This is a genomic window from Allobosea vaviloviae (assembly GCF_001298265.1).
Taxonomy (GTDB): Bacteria; Pseudomonadota; Alphaproteobacteria; order Rhizobiales; family Beijerinckiaceae; genus Allobosea; species Allobosea vaviloviae_B.
This window is the reverse complement of record NZ_LGSZ01000031.1, coordinates 80,982-94,199: the sequence shown is the minus strand read 5'-3', so window position 1 is coordinate 94,199 and position 13,218 is coordinate 80,982. Positions and strand designations below refer to the sequence as shown.

Genomic DNA, 13,218 nt, shown 5'->3' with positions numbered 1-13,218 from the left:
GCGCCTCAGGTCATCAGCCAGCCGCCGGCCACGTCGCAGACCTGCCCGGTGACGAAGGCGGCGTTGTCGGAGGTCAGGAACAGGCAGGTCTGGGCGACATCCTCGGGGCTGCCGAGCCGGCGCAGCGGCGTCGCCATCCGGGCCGCCTCGTTGGCTTCCGGAGCGGTGCCGCGCATCAGCGGCGTGTCGATGCGGCCCGGCGCCACCGCGTTCACGGTGATGCCGTCAGGACCGAGTTCGCCCGCCAGATGCTTGGTGAAGCCGATCAGAGCGGCCTTGGTCGCGGCGTAGTGGACGCCGACGATGTCGCAATAGGTCTTGCCTGCGACGGAGGAGACGCTGACGATCGATCCACGCCCGGCGACGCGCATCGCCGGCACGACCGCGCTGGCGCAGAGGAACGCGCCGGTCAGGTTGACGTCGAGCACGCGGCGCCATTCCTCCGCGCTCATCTCGCCGAGCTTGGCGCGCTTGCCGTCTGCTCCCGATTTCGGCGAGATCCCGGCATTGTTGATCAGCACGCCGATCGGCCCGAGCGTGTCGACGATGCGCGCCACGGCTGCCTTGACCGAAGCCTCGTCGGCGACATCGGCGGAAACCGCCAGCGTCGTCGCGCCGCGTGCGCGTGCAGCCTCGGCCGCCGCCGCCGCCAGCGCCGGATCATGGTCTAGATAGGCGACGCTGGCGCCGGCCGCTGCATGGGCGTCGGCGATCGCCTGGCCGATGCCGCGCCCGGCGCCCGTGACGAGCACGACCTTGCCGCTATGGCTGGTCATTTGGCGACCTCGAGCATGATCTTGCCGAGATGAGCGCTTGATTCCATCAGCTCATGCGCTTGCCTTGCCTGCTCCAGCGGGAAGGTGGCGTGGATGATCGGCTTGACGGTGCCCGCTTCCAGCAGCGGCCAGACATCGCGGCGCAACTGCGCGGCGATCTCGGCCTTGAGCGCGACCGAGCGCGCCCGCAGCGTCGAGCCGGTCAGCGTCAGGCGCCGGAGCATGACGTTCATCAGGTCGAGATCGGCCTTGCTGCTCTGCAGGAAGGCGATCTGCACCAGCCGCCCCTCGAGCGCCAGGATGTTGATGTTGCGCTGGATATAGGAGCCGCCGACCATGTCGAGGACGACATCGACGCCCTGCTTGTCGGTCAGCCGCTTGACCTCCTCGACGAAGTCCGTGGCGCGGTAGTCGATCGCCTCCTGCGCGCCGAGCGAGCGGCAGAAGGCACATTTCTCGGCCGAGCCGGCCGTCGCATAGACGGTTGCACCAGCATGCCTGGCGAGCTGGATCGCGGTCGAGCCGATGCCGCTGGAGCCGCCATGTATCAGGATCGTCTCACCCTTCTTGAGGCGGCCGCGCGTGAAGACGTTGTCGTAGACGGTGAAGTAGGTCTCGGGCAGGCCGCCGGCCTCCAACAGAGAGAGCGGCTTCGGCACCGGCAGGCAGAGCGGCTCGTCGGCCACCGCGTATTGCGCATAGCCGCCGCTGATCACCAGCGCGCAGACGGCTTCGCCGATGCGGCTTTCCGCGACGCCCTCGCCGACGGCAGCGATATGGCCTGAGATCTCGAGCCCGGGGATCTGCGTCGCGCCGGGGGGAGGCGGGTAGCCGCCAGCGCGCTGCAGGCAGTCGGGCCGGTTGATTCCCGCCGCCGCGACCGCGATCAGTACCTGGCCGGGACCGGGCTGCGGCAGCGGCGCGGTCTCGATCTCGATCACCTCCGGGCCGCCCGGCCCGGAAAAGCGCACCTGCTTCATCGTCTGCGGCAATGGCATGGTCGTCGTCTCTCCCTCACATCCGGCTGGCTTGTCGCTGGGCGAAGCATGCGCCAGCGTGGGCTCGAACCGCTCTTGTGCCGTTCACCCCGCCTTGGTTCAAGCGTTAGCAAAACCCCACTTGTCAGGCAACTTGGTTATCTGCATTATCCGGTCGTCGGCGAAACGTCCGACCGGGACGCATCATGCGATGGGGACCGCAAGAAATGCTCGTGACAGCGGTCCCAGGGAGGACATGATGAGGTTCGTAACGCGTGCGGCGCTCGCCGCAGCTTTGACTCTGTCGGCAACGCAGGCCTTCGCCCAGGTCAAGATCGGCGCACTCTATCCCTTCTCGGGCGGGCTGGCGTTGCTCGGCGACGAGAGCTTCCGCGGGCTCGAGATCGCCATCGAGGAGCGCAACGCCGCCGGCGGCCTGAAGAAGCAGAAGATCGAGATCGTCAAAGGCGACGCGGTCGAGCCCAACCAGGCCGTCGGCGAGGCGCGCCGCCTGACCTCGGTGGACAAGGTGCCGGTGATCTTCGGGACCTATTCGTCCTCGCTCTCGATTGCGGCGACGCAGGTCGCGGAACTCGCCGGCGTGCCCTATTTCGAGCTCGGCGCGATCTCGGACCCGATCACCGAGCGCGGCTTCAAGAACGTCTACCGCACCAACCCGACCGCGCGCGATTTCGCCGCCCGCATGGTCGATGCCGTGGGCGAGGCCATCGCTCCGGCGCTGGGCCTCGAGGCCAAGTCGCTCAAGGTCGCGATCATCCATGAGGATTCGCTCTACGGCCAGACGGTCGCCGGCTATCAAACCGCCCGCGCCAAGGAGAAGGGCGTCACCATCGTCGAGACGCTGCCCTATTCGGCGAAGTCGGTCGATCTGACGCCGGTGATCCTGCGCCTCAAGACGGCCGGTGCCGATGTCGTGCTCCAGACCTCCTACCAGAACGACACCGTGCTGTTCTTCCGCCAGATGAAGGAGCAGGGCTTCAAGCCCAAGGCCATGATCGGCGCGGGCGGCGGCTACTCCTTGCGCGACACCATGCTGGCGATCGGCGCGGAGAACATGGAGGGCGCCCTCAATGTCGACTTCACCCAGTTCCGCACCAATCCGAAGGCGGCGCCCGGCGTCGACGCCTTCGTCAAGAAGTACCAGGCCAAATACGGCACCGCGCCGCGCTCGGGCCACTCGCTCGCCAACTACATGGGCGCGCTGGTCTTCCTCGACGCCATGGAGAAGGCGCCCGACCTGAAGGCGGCCTCGATCCGCACGGCGGTGCTGGCGGTCGACGTGCCTGTCGGCGGCACGGCGACCGGCTGGGGCGCCAAATTCGCCGAGAGCGGCCAGAACAGCCGCGCCGTGCCCTTCCTGATGCAGTGGCAAGGCGGCGAGCTCGTCACCGTGTTCCCGGCCGATGCGGCCGTGGCCAAGATGAAGGTCGGCATCGGCACCAACTGAGCGCCGACGATCCCGTCCTGCCCACGCAGGACTTGACGGAGCCCGAGGGCCGCCGCGTGCGGCCCTCTCGCGCCCTGCGCCCAACATCCCTCGCTTCGACAGATCGACTTCGGAGACGCCCTAAATGGACGTGCTTGTCCAGTTGCTGCTCAACGGCATCATGCTCGGCAGCATGTACGCCATCATCGCGGTGGGACTGACGCTGATCTTCGGCATCGTCCGCGTCGTGAACTTCGCCCATGGCGAGTTCCTGATGATCGGCATGTACGCGACCTATCTGCTCGCCACCAAGCTCGGCTGGCACCCTTACGTCTCGGCCGTGCCGGTCGTCGTGCTGCTGTTCTGCGTCGGTGCGCTGGTGCAGCGCTTTATCATCCAGCCGCTGCTGAACGCCGACGAGCACATTCAGATTTTCGCCACCGTCGGCCTCTCGACCGCGCTGGTGAACCTGGCGCTGATGATCTTCGGGGCCGATCTCTATTCGGTCTCGACGCCCAGCGCCCGTCAGTCGGTCTCGCTCGGCGGCTATACGGTGCTGTCGGGGCAGATCGTCATCCTCGCCTGCGCGCTGGCGCTGGTCGCGGGGCTGCATCTCTTCATGCAGAAGACGCCGCTCGGCCGCGCCATCCGCGCCACCGCGCAGAACCGCAATGCCGCCTTGCTGATGGGCGTGCGGGTCGACCGCATCTACATCATCTCGTTTGGGCTCGGCGCGGCCTGCGTCGGACTCGCCAGCGCGCTGATCACGCCGATGTTCCCGGTCACACCGACGATCGGCTCCTATTTCGTGCTGACCGCCTTCGTCGTGGTCGTGCTCGGCGGCATGCGCAGCATGTACGGCGCCTTTGCGGGAGCGATGATCATCGGCATCGTCGACAGCCTGTCGGGCTACTACATCGCGCCCGACCTCAAGGAGGTCGTCTATTTCGCGATCTTTATCCTGATCCTGATCTTCAAGCCGACCGGCCTGTTCGGCTTCGGCCGCGGGACGGAGTGAGCCCATGACCTCCCGCACCGCCGCCGTCGCTCCCGTCGCCGTGCCGAAGCCGAGCCGGCTTTCAGCCCTGGCCCATCCGCGCGTCTATGTCGCGCTCATCCTGCTCTCGCTGCTGCTGATCGTCCCGGCGCTCAGCGACTCCGCCTTCATCATCCACGTCTTCGTGACGATCTGCGTCTTCGCCGGCCTGTCGACGGCCTGGAACATCGTCGGCGGCTATGCCGGCCAGCTCTCGCTCGGCCATATGATGTTCTATGGCATCGGCGGCTACACCACGGCGCTGCTGATCCAGCATCTCGGCCTCTCGCCCTGGATCGGCATGTGGGCGGGCGCGGCGCTTTCGGCCGTCGTCGCGGTCTGCATTGGCTATCCCTGCTTTCGCCTGCGCGGGCCGTTCTTCTCGCTGGCGACGATCGCCTTCCTCGAGGTCATCCGCCTGCTGGCGATCCATTTTCACGGCGTCACCGGCGGCTCGGCAGGGCTGATCGTGCCGCTGAAGCTCGGCTGGGCCTGGATGATCTTCCAGGACAAGTTCAACTACCTGATCATCGCGTTTGGCCTGCTGCTGCTGACGCTGGTCGTGTCCTACGCCATCCGCAATGCGCGGCTCGGCTATTATCTGACCGCCGTGCGCGAGCGCGAGGATGCGGCCTCGGCCGCCGGGATCAGCCCGACGCGGGTCAAGCTCAAGGCCGTCGTGATCTCGGCCGTGCTGACCAGCCTGATCGGCTCGTTCCACGCGATGTACACGACCTTCCTCGAGCCGGCGACGATGTTCTCGCTCTCGACCTCGATCGAGGTCGCGATGTTTGCCCTCATCGGCGGGCTCGGCACCGTCGTCGGGCCCTTGCTGGGCACGGTGCTGGTGGTGCCGATCGCGGAACTGGCGCGCGGCTGGCTCGGCGCCTCCGCCAACGGCCTGCACGGCTTCGTCTACGGCACGGTGCTCGTGCTGATCACGCTGACGCTGCCAGGCGGGCTCGTCGGCACCTACGGGGCTCGCGTCGGGCGCTGGATCGACAGGCTGCCGGGTGGGCAGCCGCGGCCGGAGCAGGAAGCCCCGGCGCTGCGCCAGATCACCGGGACGCCTGGCGAGACGATGCTGGAAACCAAGAACCTCGTCATGCGCTTCGGCGGCCTGACGGCGACCGACGACGTCTCGATGATGCTGAAGCGGGGCGAGATTCTCGGCATCATCGGCCCCAACGGTGCCGGCAAGACGACGCTGTTCAACCAGATCTCAGGCTTCCTCCAGCCTTCGTCCGGCAGCATCGCCATCGTTTCGGGCGGGAAGGCGACGACGCCGGCGAGCCCGGACGCCTTCGCGCGGGCCGGTATCGGCCGCACCTTCCAGATCGTGCAGCCCTTCGGCAAATTGACGGTGATCGAGAACATCATGATCGGTGCCTTCATGCGCCATCCCGACGTCGCCTCGGCGCGGGCGGTGGCGCTGCGCGTGTCGTCGCTGGTCGGCCTGCAGCATGTCCGCGAGGTCGAGGCGCGCAACCTGCCGATCGGCGATCTCAAGCGCCTCGAGGTCGCCCGCACGCTCGCCACCGAGCCCGACATCCTGCTGCTCGACGAGGTCATGGCCGGCCAGAGCCAGACCGACACGCAGACGATGGTCGCGCTGATCCGCGCGATCCGCGATGCAGGCGTCACGGTGATCGCCATCGAGCACAACATGCAGGCGATCATGAGCCTGTCGGACCGCATCATCGTGATCGATTCCGGCAAGGTGATCGCGCAGGGCGATCCGCAGTCCGTGGTCAGGGACCGCCGGGTGATCGAGGCCTATCTCGGAGAGGATTTCGCCAATGCTCAAGGTCTCTGAGCTGACGGCCGGCTATGGCCGCACCACGATCCTCCAGGACGTCTCGATCCGGATCGGCAAGGGCGAGGTCGTCACCATCATCGGCGCCAACGGCGCCGGCAAGACGACGCTGCTGCGCGCGATCTCCGGCCTGGTGAAGCCCGGCTCCGGCACGATCGAGTTCGACGGCCACCAGATCGCCGGCGCGACTCCCGCCGACATCGTCGGGCGCGGCCTCGTCATGGTGCCCGAAGCGCGCCAGGTCTTCCCGGTCATGACCGTCCGGGACAACGTCATGATGGGTTGCTACCACGCCAATGCCCGCGAGGGCTCGGCCGCGCGCTTCGAGGAGGTGCTGGAGATCTTCCCGCGCGTCCGCGAGCGGCTCGACCAGCTCGCCGGCTCACTATCGGGTGGCGAACAGCAGATGGTCGCGATCGCGCGCGGCCTGATGGCAAAGCCCCGCCTGCTGATGCTGGACGAACCGTCACTCGGCCTCGCGCCCATCATCGTCCAGCAGATGTTCGGCATCGTCGAGCGCATCTGCGCGATGGGCACGACGGTGCTGCTGGTCGAGCAAAAGGCCTTCCACGCGCTCAAGATCGCGCAGCGCGCCTATGTCATCGAGAACGGCCGCATCGCCATGGAGAACACCGGCGCCGGCCTGCTGGCCGATCCCCACATCAAGACCGCCTATCTCGGGATTTAGGTAGCAGCGATGACGGAGATCTCCGGCCACACCCGCGTCTATGCGATCCTCGCCGACCCGGTCCACCATGTGCAGACGCCGCAGAAGCTGAACGCGCTGATGCGCGCGCGCGGGCATGACGGCGTGATGGTGCCGGTCCATGTCGGCGCGGGCGAGCTCGCCACCGTCGTCGCAAGCCTCAAGGCCATGAAGACGCTCGGCGGCTTCGTCGTCACCGTGCCCCACAAGACCGCGATCGTCGCGCTTTGCGACGAGGTCTCGCGGCAGGCGCAGCTGGTCGGCGCGGTCAACTGTGTCCGCCGCGAGGCCGATGGCCGGCTGGTCGGCGACATTCTCGACGGGCTTGGCTTCGTCGCGGGGATGCGCCGCGAGGGCTTCGAGCCGAAGGGCCGGCGCGTCCTGTTGCTGGGCGCGGGCGGCGCCGCCAATGCGGTTGCCTTCGCGCTCGCAGACGCGGGCGTCGCCGGCCTCTCGATCGCCAACCGCACCCGCGCGAAATCGGAGGATCTGGCGCGGCGGTTGTCACAGGCCTTTCCCGCGCTTCCCGTCGATCTCGACGAGCCCGGCGCGGCTGCCCCCGATATCGTCATCAACGGCACGTCGCTCGGCCTCGCCGAGGGCGATCCTTTGCCGCTCGACGCATCGCGCCTGACCGCCGGGCAGATCGTCGCCGAGGTGATCATGCAGCCGCGTGTCACCGCGCTGCTGGCGGCGGCCCAGGCCAGGGGCTGCAGCATCCATTACGGGCTGCCGATGCTCGAATGCCAGCTCGAGATGATGGGCGACTTCATGGGCATGACGTCACCGGACAAGACCCCGCCGGGCAAGACGTGATGAGCGCCACTCCGATTTCCGATCGCAACCGCGATCTCGCCGGCAAGGTCGCGCTCATCACCGGCGGCGCCTCCGGCCTCGGGCTGGCCATGACCCTGCGCTTCGCCGCGCGCGGCGCGCGGGTGGTCGTGCTCGACCGCGACGCGGCCGCTGCCGACGCCCTGGCCGAGATCGAGAACGCCGGCTTCATCGCCTGCGATGTCTGCGATCCCGACGCGGTGGATGCGGCCTTCGACCGGGCCGAGGCCGGGATCGGTCCGCTCGACATCGTCGTCGCCAATGCCGGAATCTCGCAGAACAGCCCGACGCTGGAACTGAGCTTCGCCGATTGGCGCCGGGTGATGGCCGTCAATCTCGACGGCGTCTTTCTGACCGCGCAGGCCGCGGGGCGCCGCATGGCCCCGCGCCGGCGCGGCGTGATCCTGCTGATGGCGTCGATGTATGGCGTCGTCGCCGCGCCCGAGCGCATCGGCTACTGCGTCTCGAAGAGCGGCGTCGCGATGATGGCCAAGGCGCTGGCACTCGAATGGGCCCGCCATGGCCTTCGGGTCAATGCGCTGGCGCCGGGCTATGTCCGCACCCCCTTCCTCGACGACCTGATCGCGCGCGGACGTCTCGACGCCGACGCCCTGACCGCGCGGATGCCGATCGGCCGTTTCATCGATACCGGGGAGGTCGCCGATCTCGCCGCCTTCATGGCGAGCGACGAGGCGAGCGCGATCACCGGGCAGGTCGCCGGGGTCGATGGAGGCTGGAGCGCCAATGGCTATCTCTGAGACCGCATCCGGAGGAGGGTGCTGATGCCCGTCCGCGAAAAGCTCCACGCGCAGGCGCCCTGGACGGCGCTGCGCTCCACCCCCGCCGACTGGAAGGCTGCCGATCCGGCGCTGCTCGGCAGCATGCTGACGCAGCTCCACCTGATCCGCGCCTTCGAGGAGAGCGTGCTCGAACTCGCCGGAGAGGGGCTGGTCCATGGCCCGGCCCATTCCTCGATCGGGCAGGAGGGCGGCGCCGTCGGCTCCGTGATCGGCCTGCGCGCCTCCGACCAGGTCAACGGCTCGCATCGCGGCCATCACCAGTTCCTCGCCAAGACTTTGTCTTATCTCGCGCCGACGCTCGATCCCGTCGCCGATTTGGCCGCGCCCGTCGAAGGCATGCTGCACCGGAGCCTGGCGGAGATCCTCGGGCTCGAGCCCGGCTTCGGCCATGGCCGCGGTGGCTCAATGCATCTGCGCTGGATCGAGGCGGGGGCGCTCGGCACCAATGCCATCGTGGGCGGCGGCGTGCCGCTGGCGGCCGGCGCCGCCATGGCCCACAAGCTCGCCGGCACAGGCGATATCGCGGTGACCTATTTCGGCGACGGCGCGATCAATATCGGCTCGACGCTGGAGACGATGAACCTCGCCGCCGCCTGGGCCCTGCCGCTGCTCTTTGTCGTCGAGAACAACCTCTACGCGGTTGCCACCCATGTCGACGAGGCGACCTGCGAGGCGCGCCTATCCGGTCGCGGGCCGGGTTTCGGCATCCCCGCCTGGCGCGTCGACGGCATGGACCCGCTCGCCGTGCATCTGGCGACGCAGGAAGCCACCTCGCTGCTGCGCGCCGGCAAGGGGCCGGCCCTGATCGAACTCGAAGTCTACCGCTATTTCCACCAGAACGGGCCGCTGCCCGGCTCCGCCTTTGGTTACCGCTCCAAGGACGAGGAAACCGCCTGGCGCGCCCGCGATCCGCTGGCGCGTGTCGCGACCGAGATGACGGCGCTGGGACTGATCGATGACGGTGCCGTCGCCGATCTGCGCGAGCGCTGCGTCGCCCTGATGAAGGACATCGCCGGGCGATTGCTGGAGCCGGATGGTAACCGCCGCCGCATCCGCCCCGACCTCTGGCCCGACACCGCCTTCGTCGATGTCGGCCTGCGCGGCGAATTGCCGGCTCTGTCATCGAAAGGCCCGCCGACCGGCCCGACGGTCGAGCGCAAGTTCGTCGATGCCATCGCCGACGTGCTGCATCGCCGGATGGAGACCGACCCGTCCATCGTCATCATGGGCGAGGACATCCACCGCCTGAAGGGCGGCACGAATGGCGCCACGCGCGGACTGGCGGCTGCATTCCCCGGCCGCGTGCTCGGCACGCCGATCAGCGAGAACGCCTTCACCGGCCTCGCCGGCGGGCTTGCCATGGACGGGCGCTACCGACCGATCATCGAGTTCATGTATCCCGACTTCATGTGGGTCGCTGCCGACCAGGTCTTCAACCAGATCGGCAAGGCTCGACACATGTTCGGCGGCACCACCGACGTACCCCTCGTTCTGCGCAGCAAGATCGCGATGGGCACGGGCTATGGCTCGCAGCATTCGCTCGACCCTGCCGGCGTCTTCGCGACGGCGCCGGGCTGGCGCATCGTCGCGCCCTCGACCCCACAGGACTATATCGGCTTGATGAATGCGGCGCTGAAGGGCAGCGATCCCGTGCTGGTGATCGAGCATGTCGATCTCTACCAGATGAACGGTCTGATCCCGGCCGCGGATCTCGACTTCACCATCCCGCTGGGCAAGGCACGGATTGTCCGCGAGGGCCGCGACCTCACCATCCTGACCTATTCGGCCATGGTCCATCGCAGCCTGGAGGCCGTCGAGGCGCTCGGCGTCGACGCGGAAATCGTCGATCTGCGCACGCTCGACCGCGCATCGCTCGACTGGGAGGCGATCGGTGCCAGCGTGCGCAAGACGCATAATGTCCTGATCGTCGAGCAGGGCGCGCGCGGCACCTCCTATGGGGCGATGTTGGCCGACGAACTGCACCGCCGCCTGTTCGACTGGCTCGACCAGCCTGTGCAGCGCGTCCACGGCCGCGAGGCCTCGCCGACGATCTCCAAGGTGCTCGAACGCGCCGCCTTTGCCGGGCGCGAGGAGGTCATGGCTGGAATCGCCAGGGTGATGGCCGAGCGCGGCACGCCGCTTGCCGGGGCGGCTGCATGACGACGCCTACCAGCGAAGCTTACGACTACATCATCGTCGGCGGCGGCACGGCCGGCTGCGTGCTCGCCAACCGCCTCAGCGAGGACGGCCGCCGCAGCGTGCTGGTGCTGGAGGCGGGCGGCGAGGGCAAGGGCTTCTGGATTCCGATCCCTGCGGGCTTCAGCAAGCTCCTGGTCAATCCGGAGTTCAACTGGCGCTTCCAGACGGAGCCGGAGGAGAACACCCGCAATCGCGCGATCGCCATCCCGCGCGGCAAGGGATTGGGCGGCTCGACGCTGATCAACGGCATGATCTATGTCCGTGGCCAGGCCCAGGATTTCGACGGCTGGGCTCAGGCTGGCTGCACCGGCTGGAGTTTTGCCGACGTGCTGCCCTATTTCCGCAAGCTCGAAGCCTATGACGGGCAGGGCGACGCGACGCGCGGCCGCGACGGCCCCTTTCCGGTGACTGACGTCAAGGAGCGGCCGGAGGTCGCCGAGGCCTTCATCGCAGCGGCCGGGCAGGCGGGCTACCCGCGCAACGGCGACTATAATGGCGTGGTGCAGGATGGTTTCGGCTACTATCAGGTCAACCAGCGCCATGGCCGGCGGGTCAGCGCCGCCGATGCCTATCTGGCGCCGGTTCGCAACCGTCCCAATCTGCGCGTCCTGACCGGCGCGCATGTCCTGCGCATCGCTCTCGACGGGCCCCGCGCCTCGGGCGTCACCTACCGCATCGACGGCGTCGAGCGGCAGGCCGCTGCCCGCCACAGCGTCGTTCTGACGGCCGGTGCGATCCAGACGCCACATCTCATGGAATTGTCGGGCATCGGCGACCCGGCGGTGCTGGCCGCGGCGGGCCTGCCGCTGCGGCATGAGCTGGCGGGCGTCGGCGCCAACTACAGCGATCATTTCTGCACGCGCATGAACTGGCGCGTGAAGCTGCCGGTGACGCTGAACGAGACGACACGCGGCTGGCGGCTGGCGGCTGCTGTGGCGCAGTATTTCCTGACGCGGAAGGGCATCCTGACACTCGGCACCGGACTGGCGCATGGCTTCGTGCGGACAAGGCCGGAGATCGAGGGGCCCGACATCCAGTACTTCTTCATGCATGCGAGCTACGCCAACGCCGCCGAGCGCAGGCTCGACCGTGAACCCGGCATGACCATCGGCGTGACGCAATTGCGGCCGGAATCGCGCGGCACCATCCATGCCCGCGCGCCCGACGCCGATACGCCTCCCGCGATCCGCCCGAATTTCCTCGCAACCGCCACCGACCAGCACTGCATGATCGACGGCATGAAGATCGCCCGCGCCATCGTCGGCCAGCCAGCGATGGATGCCTATCGCGCTTATGAGATGGCACCTGGCCCGACATGCGACAGCGATGCGGATTGGCTCGCCTTCGCCCGCGACAACGGCCAGACGATCTATCACGCCTGCGGCACCGCCCGGATGGGGCAGGGGCCGGGCGCGGTGGTCGATCCGCAACTGCGTGTCCATGGAGTCGATGGTCTGCGCATCGCCGACGCCTCCGTCATGCCGGCAGTGGTCTCCGGCAACACGCAGGCGGCGGTCCTGGTGATCGCGGAGAAAGCCGCCGACCTGATCCGGCGGGACAGCCTGTAGCGCCTGCCGTCATGCTCGCTCGTGTGGCGAGCATCCACGTCTTGAACAACGCCCTCGATCACCGAAGGCGTGAATGGTCGGGACAAGCCCGACCATGACGTTGGAGTGAGGCTGGGCGCCCTAGAAATTGACCTTGTCGGCGCCCTTCAGCTGAAGGACCTCGCGGGCGTCCTCTGGCGTCGCGACCTCCAGCCCCAGCCCCTCGATGATCATCCGCGCCGCGCGGACCTGATCGGCGTTCGACTTGGCGAACTGTCCCGGCCCGAGCCAGAGCGAGTCTTCCAGCCCGACGCGCAGATTGCCACCCATCGACACCGCCATGGCGGCGATCGGCAGCTGGTGCCGGCCGGCTCCGAGCACCGACCACTGATAGGCATCGCCGAACAGCCTGTCGGCCGTGCGCTTCATGTGGATGACGTCTTCGGGGTGCGGGCCGATGCCGCCGAGGATGCCGAAGACCGACTGGACGAAGAAGGGCGGCTTCACCAGCCCGCGATCGACGAAATGCGCCAGCGTGTAGAGATGGCCGATGTCGTAGCACTCGATCTCGAAGCGGGTACCATTCTCTGCGCAGGTGGTGAGGATGTTCTCGATGTCCTGGAAGGTGTTCTTGAAGATCCGGTCCTTCGAGCCTTCGAGATAGGGCTTCTCCCAGTCGTGCTTGAAGTCCTTGAAGCGGGCCAGCATCGGGTAGAGCCCGAAATTCATCGAGCCCATGTTGAGCGAGGCGACCTCCGGCTTGAAATGCGCGCAGGGGCCCAGCCGCTCCTCGACACCCATGGTGGGGGCGCCGCCGGTGGTGATGTTGATGACGCAGTTCGAGCGCTGCTTGATCACCTTCAGGAAGGGCTCGAAGGCCTCGGGCGACTGGTCGGGCTGGCCGGTCACGGGATTGCGGGCATGGACATGGACGAGGGCGGCACCGGCCTCGGCCGCGCCGACCGCCGCATCGATGATCTCGTCCGACGTTACGGGCAGGTGAGGCGACATCGACGGCGTATGGATTGCGCCGGTGACCGCGCAGGTGATGATGACTTTGCGGTTCTTGGCCATGCTGGG

Annotated in this window: 11 protein-coding genes; 8 read left to right on the top strand and 3 right to left on the bottom strand. The window is 67.9% G+C overall.

Annotated features, from left to right (window positions below; genetic code table 11):
• Positions 1-5 precede the first annotated feature (5 nt).
• Positions 6-776, bottom strand: coding sequence for an SDR family oxidoreductase (locus AE618_RS09245; protein ID WP_054208769.1), 771 nt, complete (start codon positions 774-776; stop codon positions 6-8).
• On the bottom strand, positions 773-1,774 hold the full coding sequence (locus tag AE618_RS09240; RefSeq protein WP_054208768.1) for an NAD(P)H-quinone oxidoreductase: 1,002 nt from the start codon (positions 1,772-1,774) through the stop codon (positions 773-775). The genes AE618_RS09245 and AE618_RS09240 overlap by 4 nt, the downstream gene beginning before the upstream one ends.
• Positions 1,775-2,012: 238 nt before the next feature.
• Here AE618_RS09240 and AE618_RS09235 point away from each other — a divergent pair, with 238 nt between their 5' ends.
• From AE618_RS09235 to AE618_RS09200, 8 genes are all read left to right on the top strand, one after another.
• Positions 2,013-3,221 (top strand): ABC transporter substrate-binding protein, encoded by a 1,209-nt coding sequence (locus AE618_RS09235; protein ID WP_054208767.1) that lies wholly within the window; start codon positions 2,013-2,015, stop codon positions 3,219-3,221.
• Positions 3,222-3,345: 124 nt separating this feature from the next.
• Positions 3,346-4,218 (top strand): branched-chain amino acid ABC transporter permease, encoded by an 873-nt coding sequence (locus AE618_RS09230; RefSeq protein ID WP_054208766.1) that lies wholly within the window; start codon positions 3,346-3,348, stop codon positions 4,216-4,218.
• 4 nt (positions 4,219-4,222) lie between these two features.
• The gene (locus AE618_RS09225) at positions 4,223-6,052 is read left to right on the top strand and encodes a branched-chain amino acid ABC transporter ATP-binding protein/permease (RefSeq protein WP_082365122.1); all 1,830 of its coding nucleotides are present in this window, start codon (positions 4,223-4,225) and stop codon (positions 6,050-6,052) included.
• Positions 6,036-6,740 carry an ABC transporter ATP-binding protein gene (locus tag AE618_RS09220; protein ID WP_054208765.1) on the top strand — a complete coding sequence of 235 codons (705 nt, stop codon included), beginning with the start codon at positions 6,036-6,038 and terminating at the stop codon, positions 6,738-6,740. Before AE618_RS09225 ends, AE618_RS09220 begins: the two co-directional genes overlap by 17 nt.
• A 9-nt stretch (positions 6,741-6,749) precedes the next feature.
• Positions 6,750-7,574, top strand: coding sequence for a shikimate dehydrogenase family protein (locus AE618_RS09215; RefSeq protein ID WP_054208764.1), 825 nt, complete (start codon positions 6,750-6,752; stop codon positions 7,572-7,574).
• Positions 7,574-8,350 carry an SDR family NAD(P)-dependent oxidoreductase gene (locus tag AE618_RS09210; RefSeq protein ID WP_054208763.1) on the top strand — a complete coding sequence of 259 codons (777 nt, stop codon included), beginning with the start codon at positions 7,574-7,576 and terminating at the stop codon, positions 8,348-8,350. Before AE618_RS09215 ends, AE618_RS09210 begins: the two co-directional genes overlap by 1 nt.
• Positions 8,351-8,374: 24 nt before the next feature.
• Positions 8,375-10,552: an alpha-ketoacid dehydrogenase subunit alpha/beta gene (locus AE618_RS09205; protein ID WP_054208762.1), complete on the top strand. Its 2,178-nt coding sequence runs from the start codon at positions 8,375-8,377 to the stop codon at positions 10,550-10,552.
• On the top strand, positions 10,549-12,159 hold the full coding sequence (locus tag AE618_RS09200) for a GMC family oxidoreductase (protein WP_054208761.1): 1,611 nt from the start codon (positions 10,549-10,551) through the stop codon (positions 12,157-12,159). The genes AE618_RS09205 and AE618_RS09200 overlap by 4 nt, the downstream gene beginning before the upstream one ends.
• A 120-nt stretch (positions 12,160-12,279) precedes the next feature.
• Here the strand turns inward: AE618_RS09200 and AE618_RS09195 are convergent, their stop codons facing one another.
• Complete coding sequence (locus tag AE618_RS09195; protein WP_054208760.1) at positions 12,280-13,212, bottom strand: 3-keto-5-aminohexanoate cleavage protein; 933 nt, start codon at positions 13,210-13,212, stop codon at positions 12,280-12,282.
• Positions 13,213-13,218: the final 6 nt, after the last annotated feature.